The sequence below is a fragment of the Methylomonas sp. DH-1 genome (genome assembly GCF_046097555.1).
Taxonomy (GTDB): domain Bacteria; phylum Pseudomonadota; class Gammaproteobacteria; order Methylococcales; family Methylomonadaceae; genus Methylomonas; species Methylomonas koyamae.
Map to the genome: position 1 here is coordinate 1,964,794 of NZ_CP143089.1, position 18,381 is coordinate 1,983,174.

The following is an 18,381-nucleotide window of genomic DNA, read 5'->3' on the forward strand; positions in this document are numbered from 1 at the left end:
GTCGCCAAGCCGCTTATTCCACCAACGGCAGAATCAAATAATCGGTCCACTTCCGCTCGCCGCCGGCCTGGTCCGCCGTCGGCAGCAGGGTTTCGTTCCAGCCGCCGCCCAACGCTTTGACCAGTTGCACCGAAGCCGACAGGCGTTGTCCCAATAACTGCACCGCGGTTTGCTGGTTGGCCAGCGCGGCGGTTTGCGCGGTCATCACGTTCAGATAGCTGACCGTGCCGGCTTGGTACTGGTTGTTGGTTAGAGCCAGGGCTTGTTTGGCGTTGGCGACCGCCTTGTCCTGGACTTGGGTTTCCTGTTCCAAAATGCGCAACGCCGCCAAATTGTCCTCCACTTCCTGGAAGCCGGTCAGTACGGTCTGCCGGTACGCGGCGACGCTGGCATCGTAGGCGTCGATGGCTTGTTTGTACTGGGCGTTCTTGGCGCCGCCGTCGAAAAGGGTCAAGGCCAGGCCGGCCGGGCCCAGCGACCAATAGCGGCGGGCCATGGTAAACAGGTTGCCGGGGTCGCCGGACTGGAAGCCGTTGGTGCCGCCCAGGTTCAGGGTCGGATAATACGCAGCCTTGGCGACGCCGATCTGGGCGTTGGCGGCGGCGATTTGGCGTTCCGCCGCGGCGATGTCCGGGCGGCGCTCCAGCAATTCCGACGGCAGATTGACCGGAATACCGGGAGGTTGGCTGTTTAGCGGCGCCGGCGCCAATGCCAGTTCCGCCGGGGATTTGCCGATTAGGACTGCAATCGCGTGCTCGAGTTTGGCGCGTTGCACGCCCAAATCGATGGCTTGGGCGCGGACGGTTTCGAGTTGGGTTTCGGCTTGGACGACGTCGGCTTTGGCGGCGACGCCGACCGCGTAGCGGTTTTTGGTGATTTCCAGGGTCTTGGCAAACGCGGCGATGGTTTCCTCGAGCAAAGCCTTCTGCGCATCCAGCGTGCGTAATTGGAAATAGTTGTCCGCCAGCGCGGCCTGGCTGGAAAGAATCAAGCCGTGCAATGTCGCGGCGCTGGCTTGGGCGCTGTCGGTATTGGCTTCCAGTTGCCGCCGGACCTGGCCCCATAAATCCGGCTCCCAAGCGATACCGACCGCCTGGCCGAACAGGTTGCGCACCCCGGCGACGGCAACGTTTTGGCCGGTGGCGGCTTTGAAGCGGTTGAAGGTACCGGTCAAGGTTGCCACCGGCAGCAGCGACGATTGCGCCGATTGCACCAGATGCTGCGCCTGGCGGTATTGCGCCTCGGCTTGCATGACGGACTGGTTGGCGCCGGCGACTTGCTCGGCCAGACTGTTCAGCAACGGGTCGCCGTATATTTCCCACCATTTGCCGGGCAATCCGCTATCGCGCGGTTGAGCTTGTTTCCAGCCTTTGATTTCCTTGAATTCGTCGGATAGCGCTGCTTGCGGGCGGACATAATCGGGACCGACCGTGCAGGCGGCCAAAGGTAAGGTCAGCAAGCAGGCGAGCGTGGCGGAGTTTTTTGTTGAGCGCATGAAGATCAGTGTTAAACGGAGTGGGTCGCCGGGCGGGCGTTAAGGTTGTTAAAACGGCTATGCAGCCACAGTCGGAATCGGTCCAGATACAGATAAACCACCGGTGTCGTGTACAGAGTTAGCAATTGGCTGAATATCAGCCCGCCGATGATCGCGATGCCAAGCGGCTGGCGTAATTCGGCGCCGTAACCGCTGCCGAAGGCCAACGGCAGCGCGCCGAACAAGGCGGCCAACGTCGTCATCAGAATCGGCCGGAACCTGAGCAGGCAGGCCTCGAAAATCGCAGCGCGCGAATCCAGGCCGTGCTCGCGTTCGGCGTGCAAGGCAAAGTCGATCATCATGATCGCATTTTTCTTGACGATGCCGATCAACAGAATCACGCCGATCAGCGCGATGATGCTGAATTCCTTTTCGCAGGCCATCAAAGCCAGCAGCGCGCCGACGCCGGCGGAGGGCAAGGTGGACAGGATTGTCAGCGGATGCACCAGGCTTTCGTAAAGCACGCCGAGCACGATGTAAATACTGATCAAGGCCGCCAAAATCAGCCAAGGTTGGTTGCGCAGCGCTTCCTGAAACGCCTTGCCCGAGCCTTGAAAGCCGCCGGTTATCGTGGCCGGCAGGCCGATCTCGCGCAAAGCCTGCTCGATCGCGACGCTGGCGGTCGACATCGATACGCCGGGTTTCAGGTTGAACGACAACTCGCCGACCGCGAATTGGCCTTGGTGGCGCACCGTTAACGGTGTATTGGTCGGGGCAAAACTGGCCAGCGCCGACAGCGGCACTTGCTTGGGCTGGCTCGATTCGGCGGCTCCGGGTTGGCCGGGAGCGCTGATGTAAAGCTGTTTTAAAGTATCGGTAGACTGCCAATATTGCGGTGCCACTTCCATGATGACCCGGTATTGGTTTAGCGGATTGTAGATCACCGATACCTGGCGCTGGCCGAAGGCATTGTTCAGGCTGGTATCGATCAAACCCTGGCTGACACCATAGCGGGCTGCCAGATCGCGGTTTACGGTAAGACCGATCTGTTCGCCTTTGTCTTGCTGGCTGGAGTTGACATCGCTCAATTCCGGCAATTTGGCGAACGCGGCCTGGACTTTGGGGGTCCATTGCCGGAGCAGTTCCAGATCGTCGGACTGTAAGGTGTAATCGATCAGGCCGAACGACATCCGGCCGCCGATACGCAGTTCCTGGGCCGGGAACATGTGCAGATTGGCGCCCGGTATCCGGCCGGCCGCCTTGCGCAGCCTGTCCATCACAATCTCGATGCCGTCGCGCTGTTCGTGCGGTTTCAAGGTAATGAAGATCCGGGCGCTGTTCGCGCTTTGCGAGCTGCCGGCGAAACCGGCCACGTTGGCGACGGCCGGGTCTTTCAGCAGAATGTCCACGATTTGTCCGAACTGCTTCTGCAGGGTCTGGAACGAGGTGTTCTGGTCGGTCTGAATCTCGCCCAGCAGGCGGCCGCCGTCCTGGGTCGGAAAAAAACCCTTGTCGATCGCGCCATACAGATAAACGTTCAAGCCTATGGTCGCCAGCAGCAACAACAGCATGATCCGGCCGTGGCGCAGGGCCCAAGTCAAGCTGGTCAGATAAAGCCGTTGCAGCCAGTCCAAGGCCGAGCCAATCGCATGGTAGGTCCGGCCGTGCCGTTTTTCGTCCTTGCTCAGCCAGCGCGCGCACAACATCGGCGTCGTCGTCAACGACACCAGTAAAGACACCAGCACCGCGGCCGACAAGGTCACGCCGAATTCGCGAAACAGCCGGCCCGGTACGCCGCCCATCAGCAGAATCGGCAGGAATACCGCGACCAGCGACAGGCTCATCGACAATACGGTAAAACCGACTTCCTTGGCTGCCAACAAAGCGGCGCGGAACGGTGCCACACCCGCCTCGATATGGCGGTTAGTGTTCTCGACCACGACAATGGCGTCGTCGACGACGAAGCCGGTAGCAATGGTCAAGGCCATCAGCGTCAGGTTGTTGAGGCTGAATCCGCATAGATACATTACGGCACAGGAACCGAGCAGCGAAGCCGGCACCGCGACGACCGGCACCAGCGCCGAGCGCGGATTGCGCAAAAACACCAGTACCACCAGGATTACCAACACCACTGCGACGAACAGGCTGTGTTCGACTTCTGCGATAGACGCCCGAATCGACAGCGAGCGGTCGACCACCACCGACAATTCGATGTTGCTCGGCAATGCCGCCCGCAGTTGCGGCATCACGGCCAGGACCTGGTCTACGGTCTGGATCACGTTGGCCAGCGGTTGTTTGCGGATAATCAGCAATACCGACGGTTTGCCGTTATGCAGGCCGGTGTTGCGCAAATCCTCGACCGAATCGACCGCTTCGCCCAGGTCGGCGATCCGCACCGGCGCGCCGTTGCGGTAGGCCACGATCAACGGCAGATATTCCGCGGCCTTGCGGGCCTGGTCGTTGGCCTGGATTTGCCAGCGGGTAGCGGCGCTTTCCAACACGCCTTTCGGCCGGGTGACGTTGGTCTGGGTGATGGTATTGCGCACGTCTTCCAAACCGATGCCGTAATGGCTCAGCGCATTCGGGTTCAATTCGACCCGCACCGCCGGCAAGGCCGCGCCGCCGATTTGCACCTGGCCGATGCCGGGAATTTGCGAAATTTTTTGCAGCAATATCGTCGACGCCGCGTCGTACATCTGGCCGCGGCTGAAGCTGTCCGAAGTCAATGCCAGAATCAGGATCGGCGAATCCGATGGATTGTCGCGCCGATAACTGGGCCGGTTCGGCATGTTGCTGGGCAGCATGCCGGCGGCGGCGTTGATCGCGGCTTGCACGTCGCGGCAGGCGCCGTCGATGTCGCGGCTCAAGTCGAACTGCAAGGTAATCTGGGTCGAGCCTTGCGAGCTGTTGGAAGTCATTTCGGTGACGCCGGCGATCCGGCCCAATGCCCGCTCCAACGGCGTGGCGACGGTCGCGGCCATGGTTTCGGCATTGGCGCCTGGTAATTGCGCCTGCACCGATACGGTCGGAAAGTCCACTTGCGGTAGCGACGATACCGGTAAATTCAGGAACGCCAACATGCCGCACAGCGAGATTGCCACGGTCAGCAGCGTGGTCGCGACCGGACGGCGGATGAACAGGGCCGACAAATTCATCGCGATTCGCCGCCGGTTTCGGTTGCGCCGTCGCCGACAACGCCGCATGCGGTTTTGACCCGCCGCGCCAGATTATCCATTGCTAAATAAATCACCGGCGTGGTGTATAGCGTCAACAACTGGCTCAACAACAAGCCGCCGACCATCGTGATGCCCAGTGGATGGCGCAATTCCGAGCCGACGCCGTTGCCCAGCATCAACGGCAGGGCGCCGAGCAAAGCGGCCAGCGTCGTCATCAGAATCGGCCGAAACCGCAGCAAGCAGGCCTGAAAAATCGCCTGTTCCGGCGGCAGGCCTTGTTGGCGCTCGGCCTCCAATGCAAAGTCTATCATCATGATCGCGTTCTTCTTGACGATGCCGATCAGCAAAATGATGCCGATGATGCCGATGATGCCCAAATCGCCGCCGGATAGCTGTAATGCCAGCAACGCGCCGACGCCGGCCGAGGGCAGGGTAGACAAGATCGTCAGCGGGTGGATGTAACTTTCGTACAACACGCCGAGCACAATATAGACCGTGACGATGGCTGCCAGAATCAGCCACAGCGTATGTCCGAGCGAGGCGTTGAAGGCCTGCGCGGCGCCCTGGTAGGCACTGCGGATAGCCAGCGGCAATTCGACATCTTGTTTGGCGGCTTCGACCGCCGCGACCGCGTCGCCCAGAGCATAACCGGGAGCCAGATTGAACGATACGGTTGTGACCGGATACTGGTCGAGATGGTTGATCGCCAACGTGGTCGGCCGCTCGGACAGCTCGGCGATGGCCGACAGCGGCACCTGGCTACCGTTGGTCGACGGTATCCGCAATCCCTGCAAGTCTTGCGGCCCGGTTTGCTCGGCCGGATCGACTTCCAGCACCACCCGGTATTGGTTGGCTTGGGTGAAAATGGTCGAGACCAGGCGTTGGCCGTAAGCGCTGTACAAGGCGTTATCGATGGCGGCGGTACTGACGCCGAGCCGGCTGGCCGTGGCCCGGTCGATATTGACGAACACCTGTCGGCCCTGGTCCAGTACGTCGCTGGTCACCTCGGCGAACTCCGGCCGCTGCCGGAGCCGGTCGGCCAATTTGCCGGTCCAGCGGTTCAGTTCGTCCAGATCGGCACCTTCCAACGTGAATTGGTATTGGGTGCGGCTGACCCGGTTTTCCAGCGTCAAATCCTGCACCGGTTGCAGATACAAGGCAATGCCGGGCTGGCCGGCCAGGCGTTCGCGCAGCGCGGCGATGACTTTGTCCGCCGGCGGCCGTTGGCCGTGCGGTTTCAGGTTAATCAAAAACCGGCCGCTGTTCGGCGTCGGATTAATGCCGTCGACGCCGATGAACGACGACAGGCTCGCTACCGCCGGATCGGCCAGGATCGATGCGGCCAATTGTTGTTGCCGTTCGGCCAGGGCCTGAAACGATACCGTTTGCGGCGCTTCGGAAAAGCCCTGAATCAGCCCGGTATCCTGGCTTGGGAAAAATCCCTTCGGAATCCAGACATACATCGCCACGGTCAGCGCGACGGTGGCGAAGAACACCAACAAGGTCGCGGTTTGCCGGCGCATGACCCATTCCAGCGTGATGCCGTAGCCCCGAATCAAGCGGTCGAACCAACCGGTGCCGGCCTCGGTTTCGCTGTGGCCGCTGCGCAATAATTTGGCGCACATCATCGGCGTCAAGGTCAGCGACACGAGCGCCGAAATCAAAATCGCCACCGCCAACGTGATCGCAAATTCGCGAAACAGCCGGCCGACCACGTCCGACATGAACAGCAGCGGAATCAGCACGGCAACCAGCGAGAAGGTCAGCGAAATAATGGTAAAGCCGATCTGTTCCGAGCCTTTCAGCGCGGCTTTCAACGGCGGTTCGCCGCGTTCGATGTAGCGCGAGATGTTTTCGATGACGACGATGGCGTCGTCGACCACAAAGCCGGTCGCAATCGTCAAAGCCATCAACGTCAGGTTGTTGATGCTGAAGTCGGCCAGGTACATCGCGGCAAAGGTGCCGACCAAAGACAACGGCACTGCGACGCCGGGAATGATCGTGGCGGGGACGTTGCGTAAAAACAGGAAGATCACCATCACCACCAGCGCCACAGCCAGCAACAATTCGAACTGTACGTCGCGTACCGAGGCGCGGATGGTCACGGTGCGGTCGGTCAACGCCGAGACTTCGACGCCGCTCGGCAGCCCGGCCTGTAATTTCGGCAGCAGTTCTTTGATGCGGTCGACGACTTCGATCACGTTGGCGCCGGGCTGGCGCTGGATGTTGACGACCACGGCGGCATTGTCGTTGGCCCAGGCCGCCAGCCGCACGTTTTCGGCGCCGTCTATGACATTGGCGACGTCGGCCAGCTTGACCGGCGCGCCGTTTTTATAAGTGACGACCAACTCGCGGTATTCGGCCGCCGAGCGCAATTGGTCGTTGCTGTCTATCGTCGCGGCGCGGGCCGGGCCGTTGATCGAGCCTTTGGGCTGGGCGACGTTGGCGGCGGCGATTGCGGCGCGCACGTCTTCCAGGCTGATGCCGTAAGCGGCCAGGGCTTTGTGGTTGGCTTGAATCCGCACTGCCGGACGTTGGCCGCCGCTGATGCTGACCATGCCGACGCCGGGCAATTGGGCGATTTTCTGGGCGATGCGGGTATCGACCAGATCTTCTACTTTGAACAAGGGCAGCGCTTTGGAGCTGACCGCCAGCGTCATGATCGGCGTGTCGGCCGGATTGACCTTGCTGTAGATCGGCGCTTGCGGCAGGTCGCTGGGCAGGAAATTGGTCGCGGCGTTGATCGCGGCCTGCACGGTTTGTTCGGCGACGTCCAGGTCCAGATTCAGGTTGAACTGCAGCGTAATCACCGATGCGCCGCCGGAGCTGGTCGAGGTCATTTGGGTCAGCCCCGGCATTTGCCCGAACTGGCGCTCCAACGGTGCGGTGACGATGGCGGTCATTACTTCAGGACTGGCGCCGGGGTAGAGCGTGGTGACCTGTATCGTCGGATAATCGACCTGTGGCAGCGCAGACACCGGTAGCAGCCGGTAGGCCAGCACGCCGACCAGCAACAAGGCCACCATCAACAACGAGGTGGCGACCGGCCGCAGGATGAATAATTTGGACGGATTAAAGCCGGCCTTGCCGGGATCGGTGAAACTCATGGTTTATCCGCGCCGCCGGCGTTTGCCCGCTTCGCTATCGGGTGGATTGGCATTCGGCTGGGCGGCGACCGTCTGGCCGTCCCGCTCGGCAACGTCGACTTTAGCGCCGTCCTTGACCCGGTCGCTGCCGTTGACGATCAAGGCTTCGCCGGCGGCCAGCGCGTTCGGCACGGCGATTTTTTCGTCGTTGCCCGGGCCGGGTTCGATGCGGCGCAGATGGGCTACGTTTTCGCCGTCTACCAAATAGACGAAAGGGCCTTGGCCATCGTGCTGCAACGCCGCCGCCGGGATTTGGGTGACGCCGCGTAAGGTTTCCAGGTGCATTCTGACATTGACGAACTGGTTGGCGAACAGGGTTTGTTCGCGGTTATCGAACTCGGCTTTCAGTTTGATGGTGCCGGTGGCCGGATCGATCTGGTTGTCCAGCGCGATCAGTTTGCCGGCGGCCAATTTGGTCTTGCCGCTACGGTCGTAGGCTTCGATACCGATGTCCTGGCCTTGTCGATAACGTTTGGCCACTTCCGGCAGTTGGTCTTCCGGCAATGTGAAGACGACGCTGATCGGCTGCAATTGGGTAATGACGACCAGACCATTGGCGTCGCCGGCGCGGACGATATTGCCTTGGTCAACCTGGCGCAAACCGACCCGGCCGGAAATCGGTGCGGTCAATTTGGCGTAATTCAGTTGCAATTTGGCGTTGTCGACCAGCGCTTGGTCCATCTCGACGCTGCCGCGGTATTGTTTGACTACCGACTCCTGCGTCACGGTCTGTTGAGCCGCTATCGAGTCCTGTTCTAGCAGAGTTTGGTAACGGCTCTGGTCGAGCTCGGCGTTTTTCAATAGGGCTTGGTCGCGTTGCAATTGGCCTTGGACCTGTTGTAACTGCACCTGGAACGGCCGAGGGTCGATTTCGGCCAGCAGGTCGCCGGCTTTGACCAACTGGCCTTCGCTGAAGTGGACTTTTACCAGTTCGCCGTCCACCCGCGGTTTGACGGTGACGGTTTTCAGCGCGGTTACGGTACCGAGCGCGTTCAGATACACCGGAAAGTCGCCGCTACGTGCCGTTTCGACCGCGACCACCGCCGGAGCGTCGTCTTCCTGAAAAAAACGCCGGCCTTTGCCGCCTTTCTCGGCTTTTTGCTCCGGCGCGGCTTCGCCGTTATGGAAATAAATGCCGGCACCGGCCAGGCTAAGAAGCAATGGAGTTACCAGCCAAAACCAGGTTCGGCTTTTGCCGGACACCGGCGGAGTTGTCGGTTGATTCGTCATACGGAGATGCGTTTAGGTAAATTTTGCGAACGGATGGCGCTAATTCCGGCCAGCGAGAAATCGATGACATGGGCGGCAAAGGCGTCGATATCGCTCAAATCGCTGGGATAAGCGCGTTGCGGCCGGGCCTGCTGCATTTGTTTCAAGCGCAGCAATTGAAAGCATTGGCCCATGATACTGGCATGGCAATATTGCAGTTGTTGTTCGCTGGCGTTCTGACCCAGGCATTCGCGCAATAAAGCGAACATTTGCAAACGTTGCGGGTTGATTTCCTTTTCCAGGATGTCGGCTAGCAGTCGGGTAGGTTGTGCCATTTCCTTGTGAACGATGGCGAACGAATAAGACTGGGCGTCGGCCATGCGGCGGATCATCGACTCGATCCTGCCGGCTAGGCGCCGCTCCGCCGAGGCCAGGCGCGAGACGCCGCCGTCGGCCGGATAACGCGCCAATTCGTCGTTGAAAGCATGGCGCCAGGCTTCCAGATAGAGATTGCGCTTGTCGCCGAAGTGGTAATTTACCGCAGCGATATTGGCTTGCGCCTGTTCGCAGATTTCGGCAATCGTCGCTTCCTGGTAGCCTTTCTCGGCAAAGATGCGGCCAGCCGCAGTCAATAGCCGGGTGCGGGTGCGGGCTGATTTGGTTTTAAGATCGGTCATGCGCGGGGTTGTTCGTCCTTTAACAAACTGGGCAATTAAAATTGCCGATTGAAATTGGAATATTAACTTAGCATTTACCGTGCCACCGGTTGAAAGTCGTTGGTTCAAGCCGTTCGTTGCTATTAATCGGATCGGACTGTTTGAAAATCAGCAGCCGCTGCACATCGGCTGTTGCCTGCCATGCAAGCAAATATTCTGACTGAAGTGCGGCCGGAGCGTTCCGGCCGGAAGTGTAAAAACGGGTAAAACCGGGGTAGGGCCCGCTGCGATGTCGTTAAGTTAAGGCACAGAGCGGTTTGTTCAAATCCTGGAGGAGCAGGCCATGCTTGCGACCGAAGGCGTTTGATCGCAGGCGTGGCCCGCAGGCGGGGGGGATTGCCGACGCAATTTAGAACGCCAAATAAAGGTAAGCGCTCAAAGCGCCGGCGCCGATGCCGACGATTTTCAATTTGTCCAGGCCGCTTTGCTGGTCCCAGAAATACAGGCAACTGGATTTTTTGCGGGAGGCGAACAACCGCAAAGCCTGGTAGCGGCGTTTGGCGGCGGCCGGTACTTTACGGCCTATCAAGTACAACGCCACGGCACCGATACAGACGATGGTATAAAACACGATGACCTGGGTCTCGTGGGTGTCGGTGTGGAACAGATGTTCGACCACGTGATCCAGCCCCATCTCCAGATACTCGAACAACAGATGGGCCAGATGCAGCGCGATTGCCCACAGATGGTGCAGCAGTCCGAGCAGCAGCGACCAGGCCAGATCGGGCATGGCCAGCGCAGCCAAAATGGTAACGGCGGCCAGCGCGGTAATCGCCATGTTTTGCCGCCGGCGGCGTTCGACGTGGCGGTGTAGCAATGCGGCGTCGGATTCGCTCAAGTTGACGAAACGGACGCCGACGCTATGCGGGTAACGGCCGTCTTCATACGGATTGCTGGGTTTGCAATACACCACCTGGCCGCAGGTACTGACCGTGGTCATGCTCGACAACAATAATATTCTGAGTTGCAGGTAATCCCCGCTTTGCAGGCGTTCCTTGCTGGTGAACGACATGCCGTTGACGCTGATATTGGCCTGCAGCGTATCGTTTTCGATGCTGTTCGATGCCGGCAGCTCCGGGCCGGATAGCCGGCCGTTTGCCGTCGAGAATTCGCCGTAAGGCAGTACTTGGTAGAAAAGGTTGATTTGCTCGTAGATGCGCAGCGCCAGCCTGCGGTTGTTGTTCTTATTAGCAGTTGCGGTCAAGCTCATCGATGCCCTCGTTGATCTAGCGGATTAGGTTTGATAATAGCCAAAGCCGGCGATTTCTCAATCTGTCTGCCGGCAGCCCACCAGTGTACCGTAAGCCGCGTGGGCCTCTCTTTGGCGCGTTGCCGGCCGGCCTGCGGCAGCCCGAAACGCGGTAAACTTATCGGTACGCGGCAACCGCCGCATTGCGACCCTTTGCTTCGAAACTACATGCACCTGCCTGCTTATTTCAATTCCGCTTTTATCAAATTACTCGGTTTCCGCTTATTGATTGTGCTGGCCTACCAGATGATGGCTATCGTCGTGGGCTGGCATATCTACGAATTGACCCACGATGCGCTGGCCTTGGGCTTGATCGGTCTGGCCGAAGCGCTTCCGTATTTTTGCTGCGCGCTGTTCGCCGGCTATGCGGTCGACCACTATTCCCGGCGCTGGTTTGGGCTGGGCGCCTGCCTGCTGGTGGCCTTGAACGGGCTGATGCTGGTTGCCGTGGCGGAGAATTGGATCGTCAGCCGGCCGCTGGTCTGGATTTATGCCGCGGTCGGGTTGACCGGCATCGCCAGGGCTTTTATCGGCCCCAGCTACAGCGCGTTGTTCGCGTTGGTGCTGCCGCGCGAACATTACGCCCGCGCCGCCGGCATCGGTAGTTCCGCGTTTCAATTCGGCCTGGTGGCGGGGCCGGCCATCGGCGGTTTGATCGTGGCCTGGGCCGGCAAGGCGGCGGCTTACCAAACGGCGACCGGCTTGTGTCTGGTAGCCACGCTGGCGCTGTTGTCGTTGCGGGTCGAAGAGCCGGCGCCGGCGCAGAGCGCGCCGATATTCACCAGCATCGGCGAAGGCTTGCGCTTTGTGCTCGGCAATCAGATCGTACTCGGTGCGCAATCGCTGGATATGTTTGCGGTACTGTTCGGCGGGGCCGTGGCGATGCTGCCGGCCTTTATCCATGAAATTTACCACTACGGCCCGGAAGGTTTGGGTATCCTGCGCGCGGCGCCGGCAGTCGGTGCGGTGGCGATGGGCTTGTTCCTGGCCCGATGTCCGATCGACGCCCACGCCGGCCGCTGGCTACTGGCGGCCGTGGCCGGTTTCGGTTTGTGCATGATCGGCTTTGCCCTGGCGCCCGGCTTTTGGCTGGGCGGAGCCTTGCTGCTGTTGTCCGGCTTGTGCGACGGCGTGTCGGTGGTGATGCGCACGACGATTTTGCAGTTGGCGACGCCGGATGCGATGCGCGGCCGGGTGTCGGCCATCAACGGCATTTTCATCGGTTCGTCCAACGAAATCGGCGCCTTCGAATCCGGCGTCGCGGCCCGCTTGTTGGGTTTGGTGCCGTCGGTGGTATTCGGCGGTGCGATGACCTTGCTGGTCGTAGCCGGCACCGCAAAACTGGCGCCGCAATTGCGCCGTTTGCAATTGCACCAATTGCATTGACTCCAATTTTGCGACTTCCCGAAACGAGGCGGGCAAAACTATGGCAACACCTTTGATTACCCGGCAGGGTTACGAAAAATTACAACAGGAACTGGATCATCTGTGGCGGGTGGAGCGGCCGGAGGTGACCAAACTGGTGACCTGGGCTGCCAGCCTGGGCGACCGCAGCGAAAATGCCGACTACCAATATAACAAGAAGCGTTTGCGCGAGATCGACCGCCGGGTGCGCTACCTGCAAAAGCGCTTGGATACGTTGAAAGTGGTCGACTACCATCCGGACCAGGAGGGCAGGGTGTTTTTCGGCGCCTGGGTCGAGATCGAAAACGACGACGGCGAAAAGAAGCGGTTTCGCATTGCCGGCTACGACGAGATTTTCGACCGCAAGGATTATATTTCGGTCGATTCGCCGATGGCGCGGGCCTTGTTAAAAAAACAAGTGGACGACGATGCCGTGGTCAAAACCGAAGCCGGCACGTTCACCTGGTACATCAACGCGATCGAGTACCAGAAATAGCGCAATACGCGGTAAAAGGCTTTATCATGTCGGCTTTTCTAACCAGTAAAGACGCCTTATGCAAATCACAGACAAAACCGCCGTTTCCATCCATTACACCTTGACCAACGGCAGCGGCGAGCAGTTGGACAGTTCCAGAGGCGAAGCTCCGCTGGTTTACCTGCACGGCGCCGGCAATATCATCGCCGGTTTGGAAGCGGCGCTGACCGGCAAACAGGCCGGCGACAAATTCAATGTGACGATTCCCGCCGACCAGGCCTACGGCGAAGTCTCCGAAGACATGATCCAGGTTGTCTCCCGGAAAATGTTCGACGGCATGGATCTCGAGGTCGGCATGCAATTTCATGCCGATGTCAGCCACGGTCCCGGCATCATTACCATCACCGAAATCGACGGCGACGACATCACGGTCGACGGCAACCATCCTTTAGCCGGCGAAGCGTTGACTTTCGACGTCGAAGTGGTCGAGGTCCGCCCGGCCAGCGCCGACGAAATCTCCCACGGCCACATCCACGGCGCCGGTTGCCACCATTGATGGTGCGGCAACGCCGGCCTGCCCAGGCCGGCCGCCTGTCCGGGGCCGCCCGATTTGAAATCCTGCCGGTCGCCGCTAATCTTGTACCGTAACGGCCCATGGTTGCTTCAATGGCCAATGCGGCGCGCTGCGGGCTTTCCGTTAGCGTAGCTGCCCGGAGGCCGAAGCTAGTCGGTTAAGGCCTTGTATAGCACTGGCTATCGGGCATGCCGCAGCGGACCTAAGGTCGGCCGGCCGTAGTTCCAACGCCTCACTGGGAGCGGCTTATCTTAACGCCATAGCCCAGAGGTCTGCCCAACCTAAACCGGCCGGATGTTTTGCCTTTCGGAATGAATACTCGGATGTTGTTTAATGCCTACCGCTAAACGCTCACTGCCGGCAAAGCTAAGACCGTTACTGACGCTGGCCGGCTTAATCGCACTGTTTTACCTCACTGCTTTTTCCTGGGTTGCGACCGCTCCGCAACCGCTATTGCGGGTCGCCACCAACGTCTGGCCCGGTTACGAAACCTTGTACCTGGCCCGGAGTTTGGGCTTGTTCGGCTCGGCGCCGATACGCCTGGTGGAAATGACCTCAGCCAGCCAGGTTTCCCATGCTTTGCAGAATGGCGCCGTCGAAGCGGCCGCGTTAACGCTGGACGAAGCCATTGCCGCGATGCAGCAAGACGGTGTCGATTTGCGCGTGGTGCTGGTGCTGGATAGCTCCGAGGGTGCAGACACATTGCTGGCGCGGGACGGGATCGATACCGTGGCCGGTTTGCGCGGGAAGCGGATCGGGGTGGAAAACACCGCGACCGGAGCGGTGTTGCTCGATGCGGCCTTGCAAAGCGCCGGATTGGACATCGGCCAGGTCAGCATTGCACCGATGACGGTGAACGACCATTTGGCGGCCTGGCAACAAGGCGGTATCGATGCCGTGGTCACCTTCGAACCGTTTCGCAGCCGGATATTGGCGGCCGGTGCCCGCGAATTGTTCAGCAGCCGGCAAATCCCCGGCCGCATTTTAGACGTGCTGGTGGTGCGCGCCGACGTGCTGGCGGCGCATAGAGAAGCGCTGCGGAGTCTGGTCGCTGCGCATTTTGCCGCGCTCGCTTATTTTTCGGCCAACCCAAGCGATGCGGCGCAACGCATGGCGCCGCGGTTGGGCGTTGCCGCGGATCGGGTGTTGCCGTTATTCGAAGGCTTGAAATTGCCGGACCGCAGCGCCAACCGGGAGTGGCTGGCCGGCGCCGCGCCGGAGTTGACCCGGGTCGCCGCCGAGCTGGCGCAATTGATGTTGCAGCATCGCTTGATCGTGAATCCGGTCGCTACTGCTAATATCGTCGCCGCCGAATTCGTCGCGGAGCCGCAACGGTGAAGCCTATCGTTACGCTTCGTTTGAGTAGGGCGTTGCCGGCCTTGGTGATCGGCAGTTTCGGCCTGTTGTTGCTGTTTTCGCTGTTTTACCAGCATAACCGGATGTTGCTCGGCATCGAAACCGAGGCGATGGAGGATGTGCGCCGCTTGTTGGCGGACACCGAGTTGCATATCGAAACCCTGTACCGGCACGGCCAACAGGAACTGATCGCCGAACAAATCGCCGAGCTGGCGGTAGACAGCCATATCGACAGTGCCGCGTTGCTGGATGCCAGCGGTAAAGTGCTGCGGGCGACCCGTTTCGAATGGATCGGACGCAACTATGCCGAACTTTCCACCGAACCCGGCCCGGCGGAATTCGAGCGGCTCCGCGGCGAGCGCCGGGCCGCGGTCCATTTTTCCGCAGACAGACAGCGTTTGACGGCTTACCAAGCGGTGGCGATGGCCACCGATCCCGGCAGGCTGCGGCCGAACCAAATCGGCTTGCTGGTGCTGAATTACGATTTGTCGCGCAGCAAGGCGGCAAGCTGGAATTTGCTGGTGCGCTCGATGTATCCGATCTGGGGTATCGGCATTTTATTGCTGGTTGCGATGGCCTCGGCGATTTCGCTATGGATGGAGCGGCCGTTGCGGCATCTGGTCGATGTGGTGGGGCGCTTCGCCGGCGGCGATTACCGGGTACGCTCGCGGCTAGCCGGCAACAGCGAGTTGGCCATTCTAGGCGACGCTTTGAATAGGATGGCGGCCGAATTGGCCGCTACCATCGCCGAGCTGGCGGAAAGCAAGGAGAATCTGGCGGTCACGCTGTTTTCGATCGGCGATGGGGTGATCGCCACCGATGCCCAAGGCCGGGTCAATTTCATGAACGACGTGGCCCAAACATTGACCGGCTGGCACTTGGCGGACGCCGCGGGCCTGCCGTTGGAGCGGGTGTTTCACATTATCAATGCCTACAGCCGCCAGCCGACCGAAGCGCCGGTCGCCAAAGTGCTGGCGACCGGCTGCATCATGGGCCTGGCCAACCATACCGTTCTGGTCGCGAAAGGCGGCGCCGAATACCAAATCGCCGATTCGGCGGCGCCGATTCGGCGCCAGAACGGCGAAATATGCGGCGTCGTGCTGGTGTTTCGCGATGTGACCGAGGAATACGCGCTGCGCGAATCGCTGCAACAGGAGCAGGCTCTGCTGCGCAGCTTGATCGATGCGGTGCCGGACCTGATTTTCTTCAAAGACCGCGACAGCGTCTATCTCGACTGCAACAAGGCGTTCGCGCGCTACGCCGGCAAAGCCGAAGCGGAACTGCTCGGCAAGACCGATTTCGATTGTTTCGACAACGAGACCGCCGCCGGTTTTCGCCAGCACGATATACAAATCTTGCAAACCGGCCGCTCCATCGGCCACGAAGAATGGATCACTTACCCGGACGGCGAACGGGTGTTGTTGGACACGGTGAAAACGCCGTTTTTCGGGGCGGACGGCCAAGCTTCGGGGGTGGTCGGTATCAGCCGGGACGTTACCGAACGCAAACGCTTCGAGCAGCGTTTGGCCGACAGCGAGGCGCGCTACCGGGCCTTGAGCGAGTTGTTGCCGCAAATGGTCTGGACGGCGACGGCCGATGGCGCGCTGGATTACACCAACGACTGGGTCATCGAGTATTTTGGTTGCGGCGCCGAACAACTGGCCGGCGCCGGATGGCAGAAATACGTGCATCCCGAGGATTTGCCGGCGGTATCGGCATGTTGGCGGCAAGCCGTGGAATCGGCCAGTGTCTACGAAGCGGAATTGCGTTTGCGCCACCATAGCGGCCGGTATTTCTACCATCTGGCCCGCGCCGTGCCGCACCGCGACAGCCAAGGCGCAATCGCGAAGTGGTACGGTTGCAGCACCGACATTTCCGAGCGCAAGAAAGCCGAGGAGCGGCTGGAGCTATCGGCCAGGGTATTTCAGGAAGCGCACGAAGCCATCATGATTACCGGCGTCGACGGCAACATCGTCGATGTCAATCCGGCTTTTTCTACGATGACCGGTTATTCCCGGGCAGAGGCCGTCGGCCAAAATCCGCGTATGTTGGGTTCCGGCCGCCATCCCCCGGAATTTTTCGCCGAGATGTGGCAAAGCGTGCGCGAACAGGGGTATTGGCGCGGCGAAATCTGGAACCGGAAAAAGAACGGCGAACTCCACGCCGGTCTGTTGAGTATTTCGACGCTACCGGGCAGTAACGGCGACATCCGCCATTACATCGGCCTGTTTTCCGATATCACCGAGAAAAAATTATCCGAAGAACAGATTTGGCGGCAGGCCAATTTCGATGCGTTGACCGGGTTACCGAACCGGCGCATGTTTCTCGACCGTCTGGCGCGGGAGATTAGAAAAGCGCATCGCAACGGCAGCGTGCTGGCGCTGTTGTTTCTGGATTTGGATCGGTTCAAGGAAATCAACGATATTCTGGGGCATATCCAAGGCGACAGCCTGCTGCAGATTGCCGCCGAGCGTCTGGCCGGTTGCGTGCGCGACACCGATACCGTCTCCCGCCTGGGCGGCGACGAATTCACCATTATCCTGCCCGATTTGGAAAACGGCGAAAGTGCGGAACGCGTCGCCCAGAACATTTTGCGCAAAATGGCCGAACCTTTTCCGCTGAACGGCGAATTGAACTACGTCACCGCCAGCATCGGCATCACGCTGTATCCCAACGATTCCCTGGATCAGGAGCAATTGATCAAAAACGCCGACCAAGCCATGTACGCCGCCAAGGAAAGAGGGCGAAACGGCTACAGCTTTTTCACGGCGTCTATGCAGCAAACCGCGCAATTCCGGCTGGCTATGGTGACCGATTTGCGCAGTGCGCTGGCCAATTGCCAGCTCGAGGTGTATTACCAGCCGATTGTCGAATTGCCGGACGGCGCGATCAGTAAAGCCGAAGCCTTGCTGCGTTGGCGGCACCCGCAACGTGGCATGGTCAGCCCGGCCCAGTTCATCCCGCTGGCGGAAGAAAGCGGCTTGATCCACGAGATCGGCGACTGGGTGTTCCGCCAAGCGGCGCAGCAGGCCAAATTGTTGCGCGAACGTTACCGGGCCGATTTTCAGATCAGCGTGAATAAATCGCCGGTGCAATTCCGGCCGCGTTCCGACGCCGATTTCGGCTGGCTCAATTACTTGAAGAGTTTGGAGTTGGACGGCGCAGCCGTGGTGGTCGAGATTACCGAAGGCCTGCTGCTGGATGCGCAAACACTGACCAAAGCCCGCTTGCTGGATTTTCGCGACGCCGGCGTGCAAGTGGCGATCGACGATTTCGGCACCGGTTATTCGTCGCTGTCCTACATCAAAAAATTCGATATCGATTACATCAAAATCGACCGCAGCTTTATCAATAACTTAAGTCCGCAATCCCAGGACGAGGCTTTGTGCGAAGCGATCATCGTCATGGCGCACAAGTTAGGCTTGAAAGTGGTGGCCGAAGGCGTGGAGACCGCACAGCAACGCGACTGGCTGATCGCGGCCGGTTGCGATTACGCGCAGGGATACCTGTTCAACGAACCGATGGCCGGGCCGCAATTGCTGGAACTGCTGGCCGGTTCTCGCCCGGCTTAGCGGAAAGGATCCCGGATGCCCCGATCTGGC

At 60.1% G+C, this 18,381-nt stretch carries 11 protein-coding genes; 5 read left to right on the forward strand and 6 right to left on the reverse strand.

Annotation, left to right across the window (positions count from 1 at the left end):
* Positions 1–13 precede the first annotated feature (13 nt).
* The 6 genes from VXJ35_RS09300 to VXJ35_RS09325 all read right to left on the reverse strand — a co-directional run bounded on the left by VXJ35_RS09300 (position 14) and on the right by VXJ35_RS09325 (position 10,931).
* Positions 14–1,495 (reverse strand): efflux transporter outer membrane subunit, encoded by a 1,482-nt coding sequence (locus tag VXJ35_RS09300; protein ID WP_064021323.1) that lies wholly within the window; start codon positions 1,493–1,495, stop codon positions 14–16.
* An 11-nt stretch (positions 1,496–1,506) separates the two neighbouring features.
* The gene (locus VXJ35_RS09305; protein WP_064021324.1) at positions 1,507–4,629 is read right to left on the reverse strand and encodes an efflux RND transporter permease subunit; all 3,123 of its coding nucleotides are present in this window, start codon (positions 4,627–4,629) and stop codon (positions 1,507–1,509) included.
* Complete coding sequence (locus VXJ35_RS09310; protein ID WP_064021325.1) at positions 4,626–7,757, reverse strand: MdtB/MuxB family multidrug efflux RND transporter permease subunit; 3,132 nt, start codon at positions 7,755–7,757, stop codon at positions 4,626–4,628. The genes VXJ35_RS09305 and VXJ35_RS09310 overlap by 4 nt, the downstream gene beginning before the upstream one ends.
* A gap of 3 nt (positions 7,758–7,760) precedes the next feature.
* The gene (locus tag VXJ35_RS09315) at positions 7,761–9,026 is read right to left on the reverse strand and encodes an MdtA/MuxA family multidrug efflux RND transporter periplasmic adaptor subunit (protein ID WP_064021326.1); all 1,266 of its coding nucleotides are present in this window, start codon (positions 9,024–9,026) and stop codon (positions 7,761–7,763) included.
* Entirely contained in the window at positions 9,023–9,682 is a 660-nt protein-coding gene (locus VXJ35_RS09320) for a CerR family C-terminal domain-containing protein (protein WP_064021327.1), read from the reverse strand. The genes VXJ35_RS09315 and VXJ35_RS09320 overlap by 4 nt, the downstream gene beginning before the upstream one ends.
* Positions 9,683–10,070: 388 nt before the next feature.
* Entirely contained in the window at positions 10,071–10,931 is an 861-nt protein-coding gene (locus VXJ35_RS09325) for a PilZ domain-containing protein (RefSeq protein ID WP_064021328.1), read from the reverse strand.
* Between the two features lie 207 nt (positions 10,932–11,138).
* On the opposite strand from VXJ35_RS09325, the gene VXJ35_RS09330 reads away from it, so the two are divergent.
* The 5 genes from VXJ35_RS09330 (at position 11,139) to VXJ35_RS09350 (ending at position 18,351) form a co-directional block, all read left to right on the forward strand.
* The gene (locus VXJ35_RS09330) at positions 11,139–12,356 is read left to right on the forward strand and encodes an MFS transporter (RefSeq protein WP_064023443.1); all 1,218 of its coding nucleotides are present in this window, start codon (positions 11,139–11,141) and stop codon (positions 12,354–12,356) included.
* Between the two features lie 40 nt (positions 12,357–12,396).
* Positions 12,397–12,870 carry a transcription elongation factor GreB gene (gene greB / locus VXJ35_RS09335; RefSeq protein WP_054759113.1) on the forward strand — a complete coding sequence of 158 codons (474 nt, stop codon included), beginning with the start codon at positions 12,397–12,399 and terminating at the stop codon, positions 12,868–12,870.
* 58 nt (positions 12,871–12,928) lie between these two features.
* Positions 12,929–13,405: a peptidylprolyl isomerase gene (locus VXJ35_RS09340; protein WP_054759111.1), complete on the forward strand. Its 477-nt coding sequence runs from the start codon at positions 12,929–12,931 to the stop codon at positions 13,403–13,405.
* A gap of 351 nt (positions 13,406–13,756) precedes the next feature.
* Positions 13,757–14,761, forward strand: a complete 1,005-nt coding sequence (locus tag VXJ35_RS09345) for an ABC transporter substrate-binding protein (protein ID WP_064021329.1) — start codon at positions 13,757–13,759, stop codon at positions 14,759–14,761.
* Entirely contained in the window at positions 14,758–18,351 is a 3,594-nt protein-coding gene (locus tag VXJ35_RS09350; protein ID WP_157198127.1) for a bifunctional diguanylate cyclase/phosphodiesterase, read from the forward strand. Before VXJ35_RS09345 ends, VXJ35_RS09350 begins: the two co-directional genes overlap by 4 nt.
* The last annotated feature ends 30 nt before the right edge of the window (positions 18,352–18,381 follow it).